Raw genomic sequence first — 20,773 nt, forward strand, 5'->3', positions numbered from 1 at the left:
CCAGCGGAAACCTCGTGCTTTCCAACACGACCGGCAAGCGCCGCCGCGATCACGATCATCCAATATCATTGAATAGGGATTTGTGCCGCCGTTACTGATCGGCGGCCGTCAGGAACAAGATATTCAGATCCTTTTCCGGGTAGAAATCGTCAGCCGTCATCTCGAAGGTCGTCGGGCCGACCTTCTTCACGCCGTTGCCGCAGAAGCTGACGTAGTCCTGTGCCCTGCCCTTGTCGATCGTCAGCTTGAACTTGCCGATCGAGCCGCCCCAGTTGGCGCCCGTGGTGAGGACGTACGACACCCATTGCTCCGTATAGTTCGGGCCGCTTTTCCCAGCCGCGGCTTCGAGCTTTGCGGCCGTCTTCATGAAGGCTGCGTCGATGCAGTAGCGCTCGGCATAATCCTTGTAGTTCGTCGCCGCCTTGCCCTGGTCGATGAAGGTCATGGCGACGGTGCCGCCGACGCTCGGCTTGTAGCGGTGGCTGACGCGGACGGGCTTGCCTGCCGGGAATTTGGTCTTCCACCAATAGACCGATCGCAGCGTCCAGGCAGGCGTCAGATCCTCCTGCCAGCCTTTGCCGGCGTCGTAACGGTTGACGAACACCAGCCCCTCGGCGATCCAGGCCGTCTTCACGTCCTCGGGCAGGGCCTTGAGCGCGGCGAGCGTCCTGTCGCTGTAGGGCAGGAGCGGAATGTTGCGCGCAACGAGTTCGTCGGTGCGGTCGATGCCGGCCGCCAGCACCCGCTGCTGCAGTTCCGGCTTGATCTGCCGGCTGTCCTGCACGACCGAGAAGCCGAGGAAATTATCGGCGTCGGTATCGTCTAGCGCGATATTGCTGTCCATGCTGCCGGTGATATCCGGCATCGGGAAGGCGATGACGCTTTCGACGTCCTTGTCGCTGGTGTTCTTGAAGACGTAGTCGACCAGCACTTCCTCGCGGGAAATGTAGAGTTGCTCCTCGGCCATGGTGACATCGGAGGTCTGGACGTAGATCAGCCCGCCCGTCTTCAGCTCCGCCATGGAATCGTTGGCGAATGCCGGGTTCGAGACAAGCAAAAGCCCGCCGATCAGCAAGGTCCACCGCATTTCCGTCCCTCCGGTTCGCTGCCGGCTTTCCGGCCGCCGGAAGATAGACGCAAATGCTGAAACAGAGAAGGCAGGCCGGATGGTCTTCCGGCCTGCCTTTCAGATCGAGCCATATGGAAGGATCAGAATTCCGACCACTCTTCCTTCACGGCCGCAGCGCTCGCCGCCTTGCCGGAAAAGGCGCGGGCGACGGTGGAACGCAGGGCGTTTGCCGGCGATGCCACCGGACGGGCTGCGGACGGGGCCGCGACCGGACGAGAGACCCGAGCCGCCGGCGTACCGCCGAAGTTGAACTGCCTCAGCAGGGCATCCAGCGCCTGGGCTTCCTGGGCAAGCTTGTGGCTTGCCGCATTCTGCTCTTCGACCATGGCGGCGTTCTGCTGCGTGCCCTGGTCCATTGCGTTGACCGAGGTGTTGATCTCCTGGAGGCCGGTCGACTGCTCGCGGGTGGAGATGACGATGGCGGAGAGGTGCTGGTTGATCTGCTGCACTTCACCGACGATCGCCTCCAGCGCCTGGCCGGTCTCGCCGACCAGCGCGACGCCCGCATCCACCTGCTGGCTGGAAGTGGTGATCAACGCCTTGATCTCCTTTGCCGCATTGGCGGAACGCTGAGCGAGCTCGCGGACTTCCTGTGCGACGACCGCGAAACCCTTGCCCGCTTCGCCGGCACGGGCCGCCTCGACGCCCGCATTGAGCGCGAGCAGGTTGGTCTGGAAGGCGATGTCGTCGATGACCGAGATGATATTGCTGATCTCACCGGACGACTTCGAGATCTGTTCCATGGCGGAGACCGCCCGGCGGACCACTTCACCCGATTTCTCGGCACCGATGCGGGTACGCTCGACGCGCTGGCCGACGTCTTCCGCACGACGGGCCGATTCCTTCACCGTCGTCGTCACCTGTTCGAGTGCGGCGGCCGTCTCTTCGACGGCTGCGGCCTGCTGTTCGGTGCGACGGCCGAGATCGTCGGCAGCGGAGCGGATTTCGCCCGCGCCGGAGCTGATAGCCGACGCGTTCTCGCCGACCGCCTGGAGGGCTGCCTGCAGCCGGCCGAGTGCCTGGTTGAAGTCGGTGCGCAGCCGGTCGAGATTGCCGGAGAAGGGTTTTTCGATGCGGTAGGCGACATCGCCATCGGCAAGGCTCGCAAGCCCCGTGGCAAGCGCGTCGATCGCGAATTCGAGATTGGCGGCTTCCCGTGCCTTCTGGGCGTCGTTGTCGAGGCGTTCGCGCTCGCTGGTGTCGCGCAGCATGTCGGCATCGCGGGCCAGACGCTGCTTTTCGATGGCGGCATCCTTGAAGACCGTAACGGCCTTGGCCATACGACCGACTTCGTCGCCGCGTTCGAGGGCCGGAACCTGGACGTCATGATTGCCGCCTGCAAGGCTGGTCATGGCGTCGGTCATGCCGACGATCGGCTTGACGATGGCGCGCGACAGGGCAAGCACGAGGGCGACCGCGATGAGGCCGGCAATGCCGCCGCCGAAGAGAAGCGTCAGCAACAGGTCGGTGTGTGCGCTGGTCTGGGCTTTGACCATGGCGGTGGAGAGGTCGAAAGCCTGCTTCTTGATCTTGGCGGCAGCCTCGCGGAAGACGTCGAGCTGACCCTTGGACTGGTTGCGGCCGATCTCGATGACTTCGTCGATCGGCTTGCTGGTGTTCTTGCGCGCATCGAGCTGCGGAACGGTGAGCTGGGTGTGGAAGACATCGGCTGCGGCCCGCATCGCATCGAGCGAAGCCAGCATATCCGGCATGCCGGCGGCGGCCTTCTTGGCGGCGTCGATCGCAGTAATCATCTTCTCGCGGTGGTTGAAGACGTCCGCATAGGTGCTGTCGCTCTTGAAGAGCAGGAAGCCGCGCTGATTGACGGCTTGTTCCAGCATGGCTTCGAGCGCCGCGTCCACATGCATCAGGATGGTCTGGGAGACGACCTGCTGAGCGGAAGACCGGCTCGACTTCAAGGCCTGCCAATAGACGCCGGCGGACGCCAGCAGACAAACCGACATCAACGCCGCAAAGGTGATGATCAGCTTCTTGTTCAGGGATAGGTTTTTAAGCGACATCAGGGGCTTCCGCTCTCAGTTGAAACAGTATTGGACGTCTCCTCCAGCCCGGAGAGAATCCTAACATGATTAAAATATGATTGAACGCGGCCATGAGTTTTCATGGATCAAGCCCCTTGCAAGCAAGGCGATAGGCAGGCATTGACTGCACCCATGTCCTCAAATCCCGAAAACCAACGCCTCGACCAGCTTCTCGTCTCGCTCAATCTCGTCGCGAGCCGAGCCCGTGCGCGCGACGCGATCGCCCGCGGCACCGTCACCGTCAACGGCCGCGTCGTCACCAAACCGAGCCTCACCTTCCCGCCCGACGCGCAGCTCACCATCGACGACCCGGCGCAGGACTACGTGTCGCGCGCGGCGCTGAAGCTCGTCGCGGCGCTCGATCACTTCAAGCTCGACCCGGCAGGCCATGACTGTCTCGATATCGGCGCCTCGACCGGCGGCTTTACCGAGGTGCTGATCATGCGCGGCGCAGAGCATGTCACCTCGATCGACGTCGGCCACGGGCAGATGCATCCGCGGCTGCTCGCCGAGCCGCGCGTCACCAATATCGAAGGCCTCAACGCCCGCTATCTGACCGCCGAGGATTACGACGACCGTGAGATCACCTTCATCGTTTCCGACGTCTCGTTCATTTCCCTGAAGCTGGCGCTGGCGCCGGCCCTCGATCTTGCCGAGCCCGGCGCGCATTGCGTGCTGCTGGTCAAGCCGCAATTCGAGGCGGGACGGGATGCGATCAGCAAGGCCGGACTGTTGAAGGAGCCGGAGACGGCCCCCCAGGTCGCGGCCGAACTTGAGCGCTGGCTCGTCGAAGAAATGGGCTGGGCGAGCCTTGGGCTGATCCCCTCCCCGATCGCCGGCGGCGACGGCAACCAGGAATACCTGCTCGCAGGCGTGAAGCCCGGGGAACCGTCATGAGCACAGTCACCGTCACGATCAACCGGCTCGGGGCGCAGGGCCACGGCATCGCCAATGGCGAAGACGGCCCGGTCTATGTGCCCTACGCTCTTCCGGGCGAAACGCTGGCGATTGCCCGCAACGGCGATCACGGCACGGTCATGTCGACTTCCAACCCGTCGCCGGACCGGGTTGCGCCGCCCTGCCGCCACTTCGGGCCCGACAGCGACGCCTGCGGCGGCTGTTCGCTGCAGCATCTAGCCGATGCACCCTACCACGCCTTCAAGCGCAACCTCGTCGTCGAGGCGCTGAAATCCAAGGGCCTGACGCCTGAAGTGGGCGAACTGGTCATCGCCCATCCCGGCGAGCGTCGTCGGGTGGTGTTTTCCGCCCGCAAGACCGAGAAGGAATTGCTGCTCGGCTTCAACCGCGCCGAGACCAACCACATCGTCTCGATCGTCGAATGTCCGATCGCCTCGCCGGGCATCGTTGCCCGGCTCGAGGCTATCCGCGCGGTGGGCAAGGCACTGGCGACCGGCTCGGAAACGTTCCGGATCGCGGTTCTCGAAACGCTTGCAGGCCTCGACCTTGCCGCGGAAGGGCTGAAGCCGCTCGACGACAAGCAGCGGCGCCTGGTCACCGAGACGGTGCTGGCGCTGAAAAGCATTGCGCGGGTTTCCGCCAACGGCGAAATCGTCATCGAACTGCAGAAGCCGCTGGTGGATTTCGGCGGCGTCAAGGTCTCGCCGCCGCCCGGCGCCTTTACCCAGGCGACGAAACCGGCGGAAGACGCGATGGCCGAACTGGTGCTGTCGCATGTCGGCAAGGCCAAGCGCATTATCGACCTGTTTGCCGGCTCCGGCACATTTTCCCTCCGGCTCGCCCGCATCGCCAAGGTGCATGCGGTGGAAGGCGACGAGAAGTCGGTCAAGGCGCTCGATCACGCCGCCCGCAACACGCAAGGGCTGAAGCCGGTATCGGTGGAGAAGCGCGACCTCTTCCGCCGGCCGATGATGGTGTCCGAACTGAAGAACTACGACGCCGTCGTGTTCGATCCGCCGCGCGCCGGCGCCGAAGTCCAGATGAAGGAACTTGTCCGGTCTGGCGTGAAGACGGTCGTGGCGGTCAGCTGCAACCCGCTGACGCTCGCCCGCGACCTTCGGATTCTTGTCGATGGCGGATACCAGATCAAGGCCGTCACCCCGATCGACCAGTTCCTGTGGTCGCCGCATGTGGAAGCGGTGGTGCTGCTGCAGAAGTAACGGCGCTTCGCACGCGGGAAGCAATTCTTGGTTGCAGGCGATTTGTTTGCATCAATAAGTTAAAATGTCATCCTTTCGATGCAACCATCAGCCGCGGATAACGAGTGGCGATGGTCTTCGAAGGAGGGCAATCATGACAGAATTCGCCATGCATGGACACGGCGTCCGAGGCATGCACTGGGAGACGCTTCAGTCTCTGACCGGGCATGGAGATCCCGGCAAATTCGGACGGATGTTTCCGAAACTGGATCCGCTCAATGTCGACGACGATATCCTGATCGAACTCGCCCGCGCGATGAAGGAGCCGGGGGATCCGGGTAAAGACCCCGATCCCGCGGGTGACAACAAAAACATCCCGGCAGGCTTTACCTATTTCGGCCAATTCGTCGATCACGACATCACGCTCGACACGACGCCGCTCGATCAGCAGAAGGCTGATCCCCTGGCGACCAGGAATTTCAGAAGCCCGGCACTCGATCTCGATTCACTCTACGGAGATGGGCCCGGTATCCATCCCTATCTCTACCAGCGCGATCCGGTGAGCTTCAGGATCACACCGAAGCTGCTTGTCGGGCATGCTGCGGAATCCGTCGACAACGTGCCGGGCAAAAAAATCCCGTCCCTGCCGAACGACCTGCCGCGCAACCAGGTCGGCCACGCGTTGATCTTCGACGAGCGAAACGACGAAAATCTTCTCGTCGCGCAGACCCACCTGCTGATGATCAAGTTCCACAATGCCGTCGTCGACTGGGTCAGGGAGAAGCAACCCGGTTTGGATGGAGCCGCGCTTTTCAAGGAGGCGCGGCGCATCGTCACCTGGCACTATCAGTGGATCGTGCTGTTCGACTTCGTCGAAAGGCTGACCGAGCCGGGGCATGTCCGCAAGATCAAGGATGCCGGCCGCCGTTACTACCGGTTCGTCGAAACGCCCTATATGCCCGCGGAGTTTGCGGCGGCGGCCTATCGTCTCGGCCATTCGATGGTGCGCGAGACGTACAGTCACAATCACGTCTTTCATCCCGGCCCCGGCGCAATTGCCAACGGTACGCTTCCCTTGCTCTTCTTCTTCACCGGCAAGTCGGGCAAGATCGTCGGTGAACTGGATCCCGACCCTTCGGACTTCCCGCTCAATCCGCAGGTCGCTCTTCCGTCGAACTGGGCGATCGACTGGCGGCGGTTCTTCGATATAGAAGGAACTGACGGTGCCGATTTTTCCTTCAACTTCTCCCGGCGGCTGGATCCATTCATCACGCCTTCGCTTCATGAACTCCCCGGCCTTCGGGAGGATCCGACCGAGACAGAAAGGCGCGAAGCCAATCTTGCCTTCCGCAACCTGCGGCGCGGCGTACAGATCGGCCTGCCGTCCGGCCAGGATGTCTGTCGGGCGATGGGCCTTGCGCCCATGACGCCGGAGCAGATCGCCAAGGGCCAGGACGGCAAAGTTGCGGAACGGCACGGGCTGCATATCAAGACGCCGCTCTGGTACTACGTGCTCAAGGAGGCGCAGCACTACCATCAGGGCGAACGCCTGGGGCCGATGGCCTCGACGATCGTCGCCGAGACGTTCCTCGGCCTCGTGCACGGGGACCACGAATCGTTCCTGTGGCTGCGCTCCAACTGGAAGCCGGAACTGCCGGGCGCCACGGCCGGCCACTTCACCATGGCCGACCTGATACGCTTCGTGGGGGATATCAACCCGATCGGCTGACCGTTGGATAACGGCCTGGCGGGTGACCGCCGGGCCTCTTAGCGATCCAGATCGAGCGTGCCGCTGCCGACGACGCCGGAGCAGCGGCAACGGCCGCCGACGCGGCCCGGTTCGGCGTTGCAGACATAGGGACGACGGCGATCCATGCTCGGCGGCGGGGAGACGACGCAGACATAACGCTGCGGGCGGGGGCGATCTCTATCGCGGTCACGGTCGCGATCCCGGTCCCCGTCACGATAGCGGTCACGATCATCGTCGCGGCGGATGATGACGCCGTTCGGGCCGATGGTGACGGAGGGGCTCTGGGCGAGTTGCAGCGGCTGGCTCTGCAATGGGAATGCCAGCGTCTCGGCCTGCGCCGGCGCTATTGCCAGAAGCGATACGAGTACGCACGACCAGAAACGATAGGACATTCTTTCCTCCCAGGTTATGGGGGCAATCTAGCGCTGAAGCTGCGTCAAAAGAAGACGGGAGCAGAGTTTCCCGCAGGACACCGTTAACGTCGCATGAAGGCCTCGAAGGCGGCACGCGCCTCTGCACTTTTGAGCTGGGCGGAGAAATGCAGCAGTTCCTCATCCATGCGGGCAAGCACCGCGTCGCGCGGTCCGCGCACCAGGTCGCGGGCGATCCTCAGGGCCTGGGGCGGTTTCGACGCAAGGCTCGCGGCAAGCGCCAGAGTCTCGGCTTCGACCGCCTGCGGCTCCACGATCCTCCAGATCAGTCCGGCATCGAGCGCCGCCTGCGCAGAAAATCCCTCACCCGCCACCAGCATGGCAAAGGCGCGCTGGTGACCGATGATTTTCGGCGCCAGCAGGCTGGAAGCGGCTTCCGGCACCAGCGCCAGATCGACGAAGGGCGTCTTGAAGACGCTGCGGGCGGACGCGACCGTCAGGTCGCAATGCATGTTCAACGTGGTGCCGATGCCGATCGCGAGGCCGTCGACACCGGATACCAGCGGCTTTTCGGCAAGCGCCAAAGCCTTGATGAAAACGGCGGCGGCAGGCGCATCCTTGGACCCGGACATCGCATAGGTGAGGAAATCGCCCATGTCGTTGCCGGCGGAAAAGCAGCCTTCGGTGCCGAGGAAGGCGACTGCGCGCACGGCGTCGTCGCCGTTGGCCTCTTCGAGCGCCGCGGTCATGCGGTTATACATCGCCGAGGTGAAGGCGTTCTTCTTTTCCGGCCGGTTGAAGCGGATCACCATGACGCCCGGCTGGGCTTCCGGACGTTCGACGAGGATGTGGTTGTCGCTCACGGATATCTCCTTCAGGCCAGGATGGCGCGGGCAGCTTCAAGGCTCGCGGCGCCCGAGATGACCCGGTCCTTCAGGGCCGATGTTTCAGCCAGCAGGTTTTCGGCCATGAAGCGGCAGAGCGCGACCCGCTTTTCCGGGCCGCCATTGTCGATGACGACAAGCGCGCCCTTGGCTAGGTAGCAGCCGGTCAGCACCAGGCCGAACAGGCGCTGATAGGGCGTCGCGCCGGCAAGCGCATCGGCGATCCTGCCGGCGGCTTGCGTTTCCAGCAGCCAGCCTGTGGCGGTTTCGAGCGCGGCGATGGCGGCGCGCAGGCGGTCGCCCGTCTCGCCGAATGCCGCATCGTTGGAGGCCGAGACCTTGTCGGCGATCTCCTTCAGCTCTCCGATGAAGCCGCGCACCTGGTCGCCGGCGGAGAGCGGCAGCTTGCGGGTTACGAGGTCGATCGCCTGGATGCCGTTGGTGCCCTCGTAGATCGGCGCGATGCGGGCGTCACGCAGGTAACGGGCAGCGCCCGTTTCCTCGATGAAGCCCATGCCGCCATGCACCTGGATGCCGAGCGACGCGACGTCGACACCGGCGTCTGTCGCGAAGGATTTGGCGATCGGTGTCAGAAGCGCCGCCCGTTCGGTCCAGTGGCGGGCCTCGTCGCCTTCGGTGTGATGCGACATATCGGTCGCGTGGGCGCAGGCGTAGCAGATGGCGCGCGCCCCTTGCGTCAAGGCCTTCATGGTGATCAGGGTGCGGGCGATGTCCGGGTGGTCGATGATCGGGCTCATGCCGGTCCCCGACCAGCCGGGCGCCTTGCCCTGGGTGCGTTCCCTGGCAAAGGCGACCGCCTTCTGGGTTGCGGCTTCGGCAATCGCCACGCCCTGCATGCCGACCGCCAGGCGGGCATTGTTCATCATCGTGAACATGCAGGCGAGGCCCTTGTTCTCCTCGCCGATCAGCCAGCCGACCGCGCCCTTGTCCTCCTCGTTGCCGGGAGAGAACTTGCCGTCGCCATAGATCATCGTGCAGGTCGGCGAGCCGTGGATGCCGAGCTTGTGTTCGATCGAATGGCAGAAGACGTCGTTGCGCGCCTCCAGCGAACCATCGTCGCCCACCAGGAATTTCGGGACCAGGAAAAGCGAGATGCCGCGGGTGCCGGCAGGCGCATCGGGAAGCCGCGCCAGGACGAGATGGATGATGTTGTCGGCGGCGTCGTGTTCGCCCCAGGTGATGAAGATCTTCTGGCCGAAAATGCGGTAGGTGCCATCGTCGCTGCGCTCGGCACGGGCCTTCAACACGCCGAGATCGGAGCCGGCATGCGGCTCGGTCAGGTTCATGGTGCCGGTCCATTCGCCGGAGACCATTTTGGCGAGGTATTTTTCCTTCAGCGCATCGCTGCCGTGGGCGACCAGCGCCTCGATGGCGCCCATGGTCAGCGTCGGGGCGAGCGCGAAGGCCATGGAGGCGGAATTCCACATTTCGAGCGCGGCGACGTTCAGCATATGCGGCAGGTTCTGGCCGCCATAGGCTTCCGGCGCGGTCAGCCCGTTCCAGCCGCCCTCACGCCAATGACGATAGAGTTCCGGCCAGCCGTCCGGCGTCTTCACCTTGCCGTCGGTCAGGCGGGCACCTTGCGTGTCCCCGATCTCGCCGAGCGGCGCCATTTCGTTGCCGGCAAACCGTCCCGCTTCTTCCAGGATCGCCTCGACCAGATCGGCGCTCAAGTCGCCGAACCTGCCGATCTCCAGGGCGTCCGCAAGACCGGCCACGTGGTTCAGGGTGAAGGCGATCTCCTCGACCGGTGCCTTGTACATGATGCTCCTCCTCCTCGTGGGCGCAACTGCGCCATCCCCAATGTAACCGATTCTGCTCCGTCGGCATTCCTCATATGCTTTTTACGTAAACGTAAACGAACTTGTCAACGTTCGTCGGTAGCCTCCGGCATTCGGCTAACCGGCAAGCACTGCATCCGGCCATGCCAGAGGGTCCGGATCGTTTCGGCCGGCGGCGGCGACAGCTTCGGATTGCTTGCGGTATTCATCTTCTGGCAGCATATGAGTTTCCAGCCGAGTTGAGCCGCTATCTGGCGCTGCAAGATGACAAGCCTAAGCTACTTTTTCTGCTTTGGAGAATCTTGTTGAAACGAGCGTTACAGAAGGGGTCTATGGAGTGATGCCTATGCTTCCGGATTCCTCGCCCATGTCCCTCATGAACCCCGCTGTCCCAGGCCTCGTCTGGGCCTATCGCTTCCATCCGGGATCGGCGCCCTGCACCCGGTTGCCGCTCGATGCGGCGCGCAGCGATCTCGATGTCGGCGATGGCTTCCTGTGGCTGCATCTCAACCTCGCCGACAGCCGCGTCAACGCCTTCCTGGAGAGCTTTCCGGGCCTGACACCGCCGGCTCTCGCCGCACTCACCACCCACGACACGCACGCCGCCGTGACGCTCGACGAACAGCTCGTCTACGGCACGCTTGTCGATTTCCAGCGGGAATTCGACAGCGAGACACGCAATATCGGCTGGCTGCATTTCTTCGTCTCGGACAGGATCATCATCACCACGCGCCTGCAGCCCCTACGCTCGATCGACCGGGTGCGGGCGGCGATAGAAAAGAACGCCTCGCGTTACAACAAGCCGATCGACGTCTTCGAGACACTGGTTGCCGAATTCCAGCGCACGCTGATCACGCTGGTGATGGAGCTCACCGAAGAAATGAACATCATCGAGGACTTCGTCTACGACAACACGCCGCGCGATGAACGTCGCCGCCTCGCGCCGATCAGGCGGACGGTGGTCAGGTTGCACCGGCACCTGAGGACGGTGCTGACGCTGCTGCGGCGCGCGGCGGCGACCGACGACGACGAGATGCCCCCCGGTTTCGACGATGCCGCCTCGCGGTTGATCGGCCGGCTGGAGGCAGCGGACCACGACGTCTACGCCCTGCAGGAGCGGGCGCGACTGCTGCATGAGGAAATCGACTCGAAGCTCTCCTCCGAGACTAACCGTCACCTCTACATCCTGTCGCTGATGACCGCCTTCCTGCTGCCGCCGACCTTGGTGACCGGTTTTTTCGGAATGAACACCTCGTCGCTGCCCTTCGAGGGAGGTTCCGGCGGGACGGCCTATGCCTTCGGCTTGATCGGCGTTTCGGTGCTTGCCGCCTGGTGGCTGTTGAAGCGCACCGGCATTCTCTGACCGCCCGACAAACGAAACCCTCCCGGGGTCGATACCGGACGGGTCGGATAGTGCCTACCGGGCGCTCTTAGAAATAGGGCGAATAGCAGGTCTGGCGCGGGCCGTAGTTCGGCTGGAACGAGTTCGAATAGGCGTCGTAGGAACGGTAGCGATCGGCACACCATTCGTAGTGGCGCGGATTGATATCGTCGCCGCCACCATAGGCCGGAGCGGGCTCGGCATAACGCGGTTGGGCGGCGATGGCGCCGCCGATCAGGGCGCCGGCACCGAATGCCGCCAGTGGGAACCAGTAGCCGTTGTGGCGGCGGTAACCCGGACGGTAGTCGCGATAACCGCGATGCCCGCCATACCAGCCGCCGCCATGGCGACGGTACTGCACCGGGGTCACGTCGGTGCTGGTGCCGGTTTCGATCCCGGCGGCCGGAGCGGACGGCAGCGGCATAGCCTGAGCCGGCATCAGAGCGCCGGCGAGAACGGCAGCGGAAATGCCCGCAACCGCGATCTTCTTCAAAAGAGTCATGTTAAGTCCCCAGATCCCTTGTCCATGTTTCAAGTTTTGACAGCCAATTGTTTCAGTATGCAGTGGATTTCAATTTTGCCGCGACCTTAGGAAGTTCATCCTGAACGCGCAATTAACGTGCGCCGCGACGAAGCAAGACCGGCCGTCGGCAAATGCCGCGACCGGGCTTGGCGGAGAGATGGCCAACGCCTGCTTATCTGTAGGGCGAGATGCAGCGTGCCCTCACGCCGGCGCGTGGTGCGTAGGTATCGTCCCAGGCCCGATAGCTGCGATAACGGCTTTCACACCAGGCGACGTGGCGGCTCGAATAACCGCCGCGGTCGGCCTGTATGGCACCACCGATGATGGCACCGGCGCCGAAGGCGGCGAGCGGGAACCAGAACCCGTTGTGATAACGGTAGCCCGACCGGCGGTCACGATAACCCCGGTGGCCACGATACCAGCCATAACGGTCACGCCGGAAGTCGCGACGGTACTGGACATTGGTGATATCGCCGGCGGCCGAAATGCCGGACGGCGGCGCCGGCATTTGGACAGCCTGCGCCGGGACGACACCGGCAAACATGGTGGCGACGGCAACTGCCGCTGCCGTCAAGCGCAAACGAAGAGCATTCATCCCGGGCGTTTCCTCATTCTGATTTTCAATGAGAAAACAACGCCGGATGTGAGATTCCGTTCCTGGCAGAGCGCCCGGCACGGATCACGACTTGGCGATCAGGCGACGATCGAAAGTTGCGCCTGGTCGCCCTGCAGCCGGTTGACCATGAAGTTCGAATACCATTCGACGAACTGCATGACGCCGCCCTCGTGGAGCGCCGAGTAGGGACCCGGCTCATAGGCGGGCGAGCGAATGCCGAAGGCGTTCTCCTCGACGATCTGGCGGTCCTGGTCGTTGGTCATGTTCCAGACATGGGTCAGTTCTTCGAGATTGTAATCGACGCCCTCGACCGCATCCTTGTGGACCAGCCACTTTGTGGTGACCGCCGTTTCCTCCGGGCCGAGCGGAGTGACGCGGAACGAGATCGCATGGTCGCCGAGAATGTGGTTCCAGGTGCTGGGATAATGGAAGAGCAGCATGGTGCCGATCGAGTTGATCGTCACGTCGTCGGAGAGTTTGCGCTGTACGGCGTTGCGGCCGCTCATCGTATAACTCTCGGCATCCTCGATCAGCGGCATGCGCGCGACGCGGAACTGGCCGGTCTCGTCCATCCGGAACTCGCTCGGCAAACCCGCCTCCTCGCAACGCTGCCAATGGGCGGCGATGACCGGATCGTCCTTGGCGCCCTGGACGCCGGTCGCTGTCGGCGATTCCGGATAGGTACGGCAGAGTTCCGGGTGGTTGGCCGCGCAGTGGTAGCACTCGCGGTTGTTTTCCCAGACGAGCTTCCAGTTGCCCTTCTCGATGATCGTCGACTGGTGGGCGACCTTGGCTTCCGACAGGCGGTGCGGGGCCATATAGGGTTCGATCGCGGCGCGAACGGGGGCGAAATCCGGTGCTTCGTTGGCAAGGCAGATGAAGATATAGCCGGCGACGCTCTCGCAATGGACCTTCTTCATGCTGAACTGGGTCTTGTCGAAATCCTGTCCCATCTGGCGGCCGACCAGAAGCGAGCCGTCCAGCTCGTAGGTCCACTGATGGTAGGGACAGACGAGCCTGACCGCCGAGCCATGCTCCTTGGTGCAGACGCGGCTGCCGCGGTGGCGGCAGGTATTGTGCAGCGCCCGGATCTGATTGTCGCGGCCGCGCACGACGACGATGGGATAATCGCCGATCTGCAGGGTGAAATAGGCTCCGGCCTTCGGCAGCTCGCAATCATGTCCGACGAACAGCCAGTCGCGATACCAGATCATTTCCAGATCGAGCTTGTAATAGGCGGGATCGGTGTAGAAGGGCTGTTCGAGGCTGAAGCCTTCGCGGCGGTTCTTGAGCTGCCGCAGGGCCTGATTGCGAATTTCCATATTACCTTCCTTGTCAATGTGGACAGCGGAAGGACATGGAAATGCCGGTCGGCCTCAAGGCCTACCCAACACCCTGTCCCGAACGCCCGCCGCGTCCGGTCGTCATTTTTGATCCCGAGGCTGGTTTCCGGGCTCAGGAGCTTGTCCCTTGGGGGGACCGGCTCGGCGCCTTCCCGGGCGGCCGTTACGGCTCTTTCCCAGTGGCTCATGCCGTGCCTTGTTGCTCCACCACCGTTGCGGGGGCAGCGCCGGATTAGGGTTTCTAAAGACCCCTGCCGGCTTCCCAATTCTCCGCCTTCCCTAGTCAGGCGACACCTCAAGATCGAGGCGGATATAATCATCGAGCGAGCGTGTCGCATAGGCGACATTGCGACATCGGCAACCGCGTTGGCGACAGCGGCGAAACGGCCCAGAATGCAACACTCCAGCCCCGCGAAAGCGAAACCAGTCATTAAGGGATAAGCCATAAAATCCCGGCTCGAATGGGAGCGATGCCACCGTGCAGGCCAAGGGAAAGATTCGTTATTATAAAGCTCCTCCGCCAACGCCTCCGGCGCCGGTGGTGATGAAGACTGCCGCCCATTCCGAATTCCTCCGGACGGGGCGCATCGCCCGCTACAATCCGGTCTGGCTGCCGGAAGAGCGCCGTTATCTCACCCATGAAGAGGTCGCAGAGCGCACCGGCAAAAGGCTCGAGGCAGCCGGGGAAACGAGCCACAACCGGATCAACTCCTTCCATCGCTCGATCCAGTTTCCAAAGATCATCTTTCACCACACGCTCGATGAGCGGCCGCATCTCGGCTATTGCCATGTCACCGCGGCAAGAACGTTTCTTCCACGCGGCATCCCCGTGAGCTGGTCGTTCTATATCGCCAACTTCTTCTCCAAGATCGGCGAGGAGGAAACGTTTTTCGAGCATATCAGCCCGGCCTATTCCCGCATGTACTTTGCCGTTGCGGTCGAACGCGAGGCCGATCAGCCGCTGAAGATCAACCGCACGATCCGCAAGAACGGCCTTCTGTTCCAGACCAACGATCCGATGGAAGCGGTCAAGAACGTCCTGATGCTTGGCACTTCCAACGAAATGCTCCGCGAGATCATCAAAAAGCTTTGAAGACGCCCGGGTCCGCGTTATTGACGGGCGGATATGACGGCTCAAATCATCGACATCACCCGGGATCACGACGGCGCGCTTGCCCAAGCCTGCACCGTCCTTGCGGACGGTCTTCCCGTGGCGATCCCGACCGAGACGGTCTACGGACTTGCGGCGGATGCCACCAATCCCACCGCCATCACCCGCATCTACGAGACCAAGGGCCGGCCGCGCTTCAACCCGCTGATCTGCCACATGTCGGATCTCGACATGGCCGAGCGTTATGCCGACTTCGATCCCATCTCGCGAAAGCTTGCTAGAGCCTTCTGGCCGGGGCCCCTCACCCTGATCCTTCCCCTGAAGCCCGAAAGCGGCATTCATCCGCTGGCGACGGCCGGGCTCGATACGGTCGGCATCCGGCTTCCCAAGGGCTTCGCTTCGGAACTCATCCGTGCCTTCGGCAAGCCGCTCGCGGCCCCCAGCGCCAATACGTCCGGCAAGGTGAGCCCGACCAGCGCGCGCCACGTGGCCGACGACCTGGGCGACAAGCTGGCATTGATCATCGACGGCGGCGCGGCTCCTGTCGGTGTCGAATCGACCATCGTTCGCGTCGAGAACGGCGTGATCCGGCTGCTGAGACCGGGCGGGGTAGCCGCCGAAGAGATCGAGACGGCAACCGGCCTTGCGGTGATCCGACCGGAGGGACCGGCGGCGATCATCGAGGCTCCCGGCATGCTTGCCTCTCATTATGCGCCGGGTGCCGCGGTGAGGCTCAATGCCGACCATGTCGAGACCGGCGAGGCGTTGATCCGGCTCGGTTCCGCTCCGGTGAAGGGAATGGAGCTCGCCGCAGCGGTTTTTGACCTGAGCCCGTCCGGCGACCTTGCGCAGGCGGCGGCAAACCTGTTCGATTACCTGAAACGCGCCGACGCCACCGGCGCCGCCAGCATCGCCGTCACGCCCATTCCCGACCATGGGCTCGGCGAGGCCATCAACGACCGGCTGGCGAGGGCGGCCGCCCCGCGGGAATAAGCCGGGGGCAAAAGACGAGGAGACGCTGATGGACATTCCAGGGCCGAAACCAGAACTTCTCGACCGCTTCGCGGCGATCGTCGGCGAGAACCACGTCCTGCGCGGCGCGAACGATCTTGCGCCGCATCTCGTCGAGGGCCGCGGGCTCTACAAAGGTTCTTCGCCTATGCTCCTGAAGCCGGGTTCGGTCGAGGAAGTCTCCGCGATCCTGAAGCTTGCAAGCGAGACCGGCACGCCGATCGTGCCGCAGACCGGCAATACCGGCCTCGTTGGGGGACAGACCCCGCGCACCGGCGGCAGCGACTTGATCGTGTCGCTCGAACGGATGAACCGCATCCGAGACGTCGATCCGGTCGCAAACGTGCTGGTCGCCGATGCCGGCGCCATCCTCGCCGACGTCCAGAAGGCGGCGGAAGCCGTCGACCGGCTGTTTCCGCTGTCGCTCGGCTCGGAAGGGTCCTGCCGCATCGGTGGCAACCTTTCCACCAATGCCGGCGGCACCGCCGTGCTCGCCTATGGCAATACCCGTCAGCTCTGCCTCGGGCTCGAAGTGGTGCTGCCGACAGGCGAGATCTGGAATGGCCTGCGCCAGCTCAAGAAGGACAATACCGGCTACGACCTGCGCGACCTGTTCATCGGCGCGGAAGGCACGCTCGGGATCATCACTGGGGCTGTGCTGAAACTCTTTCCGCAGCCCGTCGGGCACCAGGTGGCACTTGCAGGCATCAATTCGCCTGAGGATGCACTGAAACTCTTCGAGCGGGCCTCGAACCTCTGCGGCACGGCGCTCACCGGTTTCGAGCTGATGCCGCGCATCGGCATCGAGTTCGTGACCCGGCATATAGACGGCGTGCGCGATCCGCTCTCCGAGCCGCATCCGTGGTACGCGCTGATCGACATCTCGACTTCGGATTCCGCCGAGACCGCCAGTTCCATGGTGCAGTCGCTGCTCGAACAGGGTTTCGAGGCGGGCCTGATCCGCGACGCCGTGATCGCCTCCTCTGTCGCCCAGCAGAAGGCACTCTGGCACATGCGCGAAAGCATGTCCGACGCCCAGAAGCCGGAGGGAGGGTCGATCAAGCACGACGTGTCGGTGCCCGTCTCGAAAATCCCGAGCTTCATGGCAGAAGCCGAGCAGGCGGTGCTGGCAGCCATGCCGGGCGCCCGGGTCTGCGCCTTCGGCCATCTCGGCGACGGCAACATCCACTACAATATCTCGCAGCCGATCAGCGCCGACATGGCCGCCGACAAGGCGGCCTTCATCGGCCGCTGGCGGGAAATCAACGCGATCGTCCACGGCATCGTGCTCGCCGCCGGCGGGTCGATTTCGGCCGAACACGGCATCGGCCAGTTGAAGCGCGACGAGCTTGCCCAGATCCGCTCGCCGATCGAGATGGACCTGATGCGGCGCATCAAACAGGCGTTCGATCCGGCGGGCATCATGAACCCCGGCAAGGTAGTGGCCATTGCATGAGCCAGCCGTCAAAGACCACGATCCGGATCGACCTCGACAACGGCGTGCGGCTCGGTCCCGGCAAGGCGCAGCTTCTGGAACTGATCGCCCAGCATGGCTCGATCCGGGCGGCAGGCGCCTCGATCGGCATGTCCTACCGGCGGGCATGGCTGCTGGGCGACGAAATCAACCGGATGTTCAAGGAGCCGTCGATCTTTACCCGCCATGGCGGGAAAAGCGGCGGGGGTGCGGGCCTGACCGAATTCGGCCAGGAACTGTTGTCCCGCTACCGGAGGATGGAAAAGGCGAGCCGAGAGGCAATGCGGGCAGATCTCGACTGGATCGAATCGAACGCCGATCCGCGCTTTGAAACGGCCGACAAGAACGACGACGCCTGAGGAGACCGGTTCGCTCTCAGCTCATCCTGATCTGGGACAATGCCCACAGGGTATCCGAGCTGATGCCGGCCGAACCGCCGCCGCCGCTCATGATGCTGACCGCCGATGCCGTGTTCACGCTGTTCTCCAGATCGTACATGATCGTGAAGCGCTGCACCAGTTTCCTCACCTTTTCCGGATCGGCAAGATCTTCGAGATCGAGCTTGCTCTCCACTATCTTGGCCTGCCGGTCGACATCCATATTGCCGATTTCGGCGGGCAGGCTGTAGGTGACGCGGAAGAATTCCATCAGCGCCTCGTCGCCGAGGATCACGTAAGGATCGGTGATGCTGTCGGACATGCGCTCGAAATACAGCGCCAACCGAACACCCGGATTTTCCTCGCCCTGCTGGGTTTCGAGCATCTGGCGGACGTAAAGATCCTGGGTCGCGACAACCTCGCCGCCGTTCTGGGCCTCGCCTGCCGAGCTGCGGTCGATCTCGCCCTTGGAATCGAAATTGAATGTTCCGACGATCTGCGCAAACCGCTTGTCCGTCTGGGTATTCACGAAGCTATTGGGATCGGCGGGATCCGAGTTGAAAGCCTCCTTCAAGAAGTCGTTGGTGACTGTGGAAGGGTCTATCCCCTTGGAGATCAGCAGGATGTCCAGCGTCTTGCGGTCGGCGAGCAGCTCGTCGCGGCTGCCGATACGCTGCATCGCGTCGGTATAATATTTCGCCTCGGTCTGGGCTTTCGCCCTGGCCGCCTTGAGTTCGTCACCTTCCATGAACCGGCTTTGGCGCAGGATATAGTCCTTGGCGACATTGGTGATCGTGGCATTTGACTGGAGCAGCACCTGCCGCGTGACGCCCCCTTTGGTGTCGAAGTTGAAGAACTTGGCAAGCGAGACGAAGCGCTCATCGTTCAGCTTGTAGATATAGCTGTTCGGATCGGAAAGGTCGCTTTTCAGGGCATTTTTGATCGTCAGTTTCGAAACGGTCGCCGGATCTAGCCCGACCGCTTCCAGCGCGAAAACCAAGGAGTCTTCGGCCTCCTTGCTCATGAAATCGTCAAGCGTCTTCACGGCCGTCAGGTCGAGCTTGTAGAACTTGATGGCCTTCTCGAGATCCGCTTCCTGCTTGTCGTCCCAGCGGCTCATATAGTTGCTGCGGGTGGAGCTGGTCTGCAATTCGTCCTGGGCCTGGCCGGCGGCGACGGTGCCATCGGTATTGAAATTGAAGGCCTTCGCCAGCTCCAGATATTCCGGATTGGTATCCCCAAAGCGGTTCGCATAGCTGTCCGGATCGGAGAGGTCGCTCGTCAGGATCTGTTCGATCGTCGATTTCACGACCGTGGCCTTGTCGAGATTGAAGGCGACCCTGATATATTTGAGAAGTCGCGGGTCGTCTATGAAGTCGCTGACATTGTCCGCCGTCTTGAGCTCCTGCTCGAAGAGTTCCTGGTTGAACATCGCCTCGGCATGCGTGAGACGGGTCTGCTTGTTGAAGAAACCGCCGACAATCTCCAGCAGCTTTTCGGGAGTGACCGCGCCGCCTGCCGGCACCGAGCCGTCCGCATTGAACTTGAAATCCTCGGCAAGCGATTTCATCAAGCCGAGATAGGGCGCATCGGACGCTCCGGCGGCGATAAGTTTTGCAAGCTCAGCGCGCCGCTCGGCCGTTTGGGCGAGCGGCACCAGCCTGCCATCCAGCTCGGTATAGCGTGTCTGCGATGTGGCGAGGGTGGTCTGGTCCCTCTGGATCGCCTCTACCGTTTTTGTCAACTCCACCTGCATGGCGTCGATCTGGGACTGGATTGCCGCGGGATCGTTGCTGCCGGGCAATTCAGCCTGCTTGGCGGCGATCTGTGTTTCGAGATCGGTCTTCTTCTGCTGGCCAAGCGTGATCGAGTCCTGCAGAGCAGGAATGCCTGTACTGAGGCTCAGCCGCTCGGCAAGCTCGCTGTCCTCGGTTTTCACCGCATTATACTGGTTGAGGGTATTGCCGTAGGCGGTATTGTAGAAGCTGGTCGGGTCGGCCGGATCGCTCACCAGCACGCCGCGGATCGCATTGTAATTGTAGTATTTCGTATCGATGCCATAGGCAGTGAACAGATAGTCGCGGAGCCTCGGATTGGCCAGCAGCTGATCGACATTGGTGATATGGCCGGCCTCGCCCAGCATCACCTTGAAATAGCGGGTGTCGGCCTCGAGCGTATCGTTCTGGGCGGCGATCGTCTGGTCATAGGTATCGAAGAGTTCCTCCATCTGCCCATTGGACTGGGCGGCGGCCCCTTCTCCGTTGGAAACGCCGAAATTGAAGGCTGCAGCGATATTCTGATATCGATCGTCGGTCAGGCGGTTCGCGAAGCTGTTGTCGTCGCTGAGATCGCTTTCCAGCACCTGCTTCATGAACGCCTTGGCATAGATCATGTCGTCCAGGCCGTGGGCCTGCATCGCATAGGAATAGAGACGATAGTTGTCGAGGAACTCATCGACCGTTTTTATCTTGCCGATATTTTCCTGGTAGTACTTCGCATCGTTGACGACCATCGTCTGCCCGGCGATCGTCTTGAGGCTTTTCTGCATGTCGCGATTGACAAGATCGAAGGTGAGATAGGTCGATACCACGGAAAGGCCCCACGAGTCGGAATGATGCTGTCGCAATCATTGCGAACTAGCCTTGCCCGGGGCTTTTCTAGGCGTTCCAGCGCCATGCCGGGGTTGTCCCAGGCCCGCACAGGAATGCCGCGATTCACCTTCCGGAAACCCAAAAGCGTGCCCTTTCGCTAACCATCCAGGCAGGCAAGGCTTCTTTAACCGCTATTTTTAAGCAGTCTCGAACATGGCCCGCCCTATGCTTTGGCTATCAGAGGACAAAAG

17 protein-coding genes and 1 riboswitch are annotated in these 20,773 nt (G+C 62.6%); of the genes, 8 read left to right on the plus strand and 9 right to left on the minus strand.

Going from position 1 to position 20,773, the window contains the following annotated elements:
* Positions 1-91: 91 nt before the first annotated feature.
* Entirely contained in the window at positions 92-1,087 is a 996-nt protein-coding gene (locus ACZ9EJ_RS14400) for a DUF4424 domain-containing protein (protein WP_046641081.1), read from the minus strand.
* A 122-nt stretch (positions 1,088-1,209) separates the two neighbouring features.
* Positions 1,210-3,150 carry a methyl-accepting chemotaxis protein gene (locus ACZ9EJ_RS14405; protein ID WP_046641082.1) on the minus strand — a complete coding sequence of 647 codons (1,941 nt, stop codon included), beginning with the start codon at positions 3,148-3,150 and terminating at the stop codon, positions 1,210-1,212.
* A gap of 153 nt (positions 3,151-3,303) precedes the next feature.
* On the opposite strand from ACZ9EJ_RS14405, the gene ACZ9EJ_RS14410 reads away from it, so the two are divergent.
* The 3 genes from ACZ9EJ_RS14410 (at position 3,304) to ACZ9EJ_RS14420 (ending at position 7,017) form a co-directional block, all read left to right on the plus strand.
* Positions 3,304-4,068: a TlyA family RNA methyltransferase gene (locus tag ACZ9EJ_RS14410; RefSeq protein WP_046632782.1), complete on the plus strand. Its 765-nt coding sequence runs from the start codon at positions 3,304-3,306 to the stop codon at positions 4,066-4,068.
* The gene (locus ACZ9EJ_RS14415) at positions 4,065-5,309 is read left to right on the plus strand and encodes a class I SAM-dependent RNA methyltransferase (protein ID WP_046641083.1); all 1,245 of its coding nucleotides are present in this window, start codon (positions 4,065-4,067) and stop codon (positions 5,307-5,309) included. Before ACZ9EJ_RS14410 ends, ACZ9EJ_RS14415 begins: the two co-directional genes overlap by 4 nt.
* 133 nt (positions 5,310-5,442) lie before the next feature.
* A complete protein-coding gene (locus ACZ9EJ_RS14420; protein ID WP_046641084.1) occupies positions 5,443-7,017 on the plus strand; it encodes a peroxidase family protein in 1,575 nt (524 codons plus the stop codon).
* Between the two features lie 38 nt (positions 7,018-7,055).
* Here the strand turns inward: ACZ9EJ_RS14420 and ACZ9EJ_RS14425 are convergent, their stop codons facing one another.
* The 3 genes from ACZ9EJ_RS14425 to ACZ9EJ_RS14435 form a co-directional block, all read right to left on the minus strand.
* Complete coding sequence (locus ACZ9EJ_RS14425) at positions 7,056-7,430, minus strand: hypothetical protein (RefSeq protein WP_046641085.1); 375 nt, start codon at positions 7,428-7,430, stop codon at positions 7,056-7,058.
* Positions 7,431-7,513: 83 nt separating this feature from the next.
* Positions 7,514-8,272 (minus strand): crotonase/enoyl-CoA hydratase family protein, encoded by a 759-nt coding sequence (locus ACZ9EJ_RS14430; RefSeq protein ID WP_080955775.1) that lies wholly within the window; start codon positions 8,270-8,272, stop codon positions 7,514-7,516.
* Between the two features lie 11 nt (positions 8,273-8,283).
* Positions 8,284-10,077 carry an acyl-CoA dehydrogenase gene (locus ACZ9EJ_RS14435; protein WP_046641086.1) on the minus strand — a complete coding sequence of 598 codons (1,794 nt, stop codon included), beginning with the start codon at positions 10,075-10,077 and terminating at the stop codon, positions 8,284-8,286.
* Positions 10,078-10,462: 385 nt separating this feature from the next.
* Between ACZ9EJ_RS14435 and ACZ9EJ_RS14440 the strand changes: the two genes are divergently transcribed.
* Complete coding sequence (locus tag ACZ9EJ_RS14440) at positions 10,463-11,458, plus strand: transporter (protein WP_046641129.1); 996 nt, start codon at positions 10,463-10,465, stop codon at positions 11,456-11,458.
* 67 nt (positions 11,459-11,525) lie between these two features.
* On the opposite strand, the gene ACZ9EJ_RS14445 is transcribed toward ACZ9EJ_RS14440, so the two are convergent.
* The 3 genes from ACZ9EJ_RS14445 to ACZ9EJ_RS14455 form a co-directional block, all read right to left on the minus strand.
* Positions 11,526-11,978, minus strand: a complete 453-nt coding sequence (locus tag ACZ9EJ_RS14445) for a BA14K family protein (RefSeq protein ID WP_046641087.1) — start codon at positions 11,976-11,978, stop codon at positions 11,526-11,528.
* Between the two features lie 193 nt (positions 11,979-12,171).
* On the minus strand, positions 12,172-12,594 hold the full coding sequence (locus tag ACZ9EJ_RS14450) for a BA14K family protein (protein WP_046632791.1): 423 nt from the start codon (positions 12,592-12,594) through the stop codon (positions 12,172-12,174).
* 98 nt (positions 12,595-12,692) lie between these two features.
* Entirely contained in the window at positions 12,693-13,937 is a 1,245-nt protein-coding gene (locus tag ACZ9EJ_RS14455; protein ID WP_046632793.1) for an aromatic ring-hydroxylating oxygenase subunit alpha, read from the minus strand.
* A gap of 101 nt (positions 13,938-14,038) precedes the next feature.
* Positions 14,039-14,271, minus strand: a riboswitch (cobalamin riboswitch).
* A gap of 165 nt (positions 14,272-14,436) precedes the next feature.
* Between ACZ9EJ_RS14455 and ACZ9EJ_RS14460 the strand changes: the two genes are divergently transcribed.
* From ACZ9EJ_RS14460 to ACZ9EJ_RS14475, 4 genes are read left to right on the plus strand one after another with little or no spacing between them, the layout of a single operon-like run.
* Positions 14,437-15,051 carry a DUF6656 family protein gene (locus ACZ9EJ_RS14460; RefSeq protein WP_476099310.1) on the plus strand — a complete coding sequence of 205 codons (615 nt, stop codon included), beginning with the start codon at positions 14,437-14,439 and terminating at the stop codon, positions 15,049-15,051.
* Positions 15,052-15,084: 33 nt separating this feature from the next.
* Positions 15,085-16,062, plus strand: coding sequence for an L-threonylcarbamoyladenylate synthase (locus tag ACZ9EJ_RS14465; RefSeq protein WP_046641088.1), 978 nt, complete (start codon positions 15,085-15,087; stop codon positions 16,060-16,062).
* 28 nt (positions 16,063-16,090) lie between these two features.
* Positions 16,091-17,536: an FAD-binding oxidoreductase gene (locus tag ACZ9EJ_RS14470; protein WP_046641089.1), complete on the plus strand. Its 1,446-nt coding sequence runs from the start codon at positions 16,091-16,093 to the stop codon at positions 17,534-17,536.
* The gene (locus ACZ9EJ_RS14475; protein WP_046641090.1) at positions 17,533-17,913 is read left to right on the plus strand and encodes a winged helix-turn-helix domain-containing protein; all 381 of its coding nucleotides are present in this window, start codon (positions 17,533-17,535) and stop codon (positions 17,911-17,913) included. The genes ACZ9EJ_RS14470 and ACZ9EJ_RS14475 overlap by 4 nt, the downstream gene beginning before the upstream one ends.
* Positions 17,914-17,929: 16 nt before the next feature.
* Here the strand turns inward: ACZ9EJ_RS14475 and ACZ9EJ_RS14480 are convergent, their stop codons facing one another.
* The gene (locus ACZ9EJ_RS14480) at positions 17,930-20,521 is read right to left on the minus strand and encodes a DUF1217 domain-containing protein (protein ID WP_046641130.1); all 2,592 of its coding nucleotides are present in this window, start codon (positions 20,519-20,521) and stop codon (positions 17,930-17,932) included.
* Positions 20,522-20,773 lie beyond the last annotated feature (252 nt).

The sequence above is a fragment of the Neorhizobium sp. USDA 3394 genome (assembly GCF_056280385.1).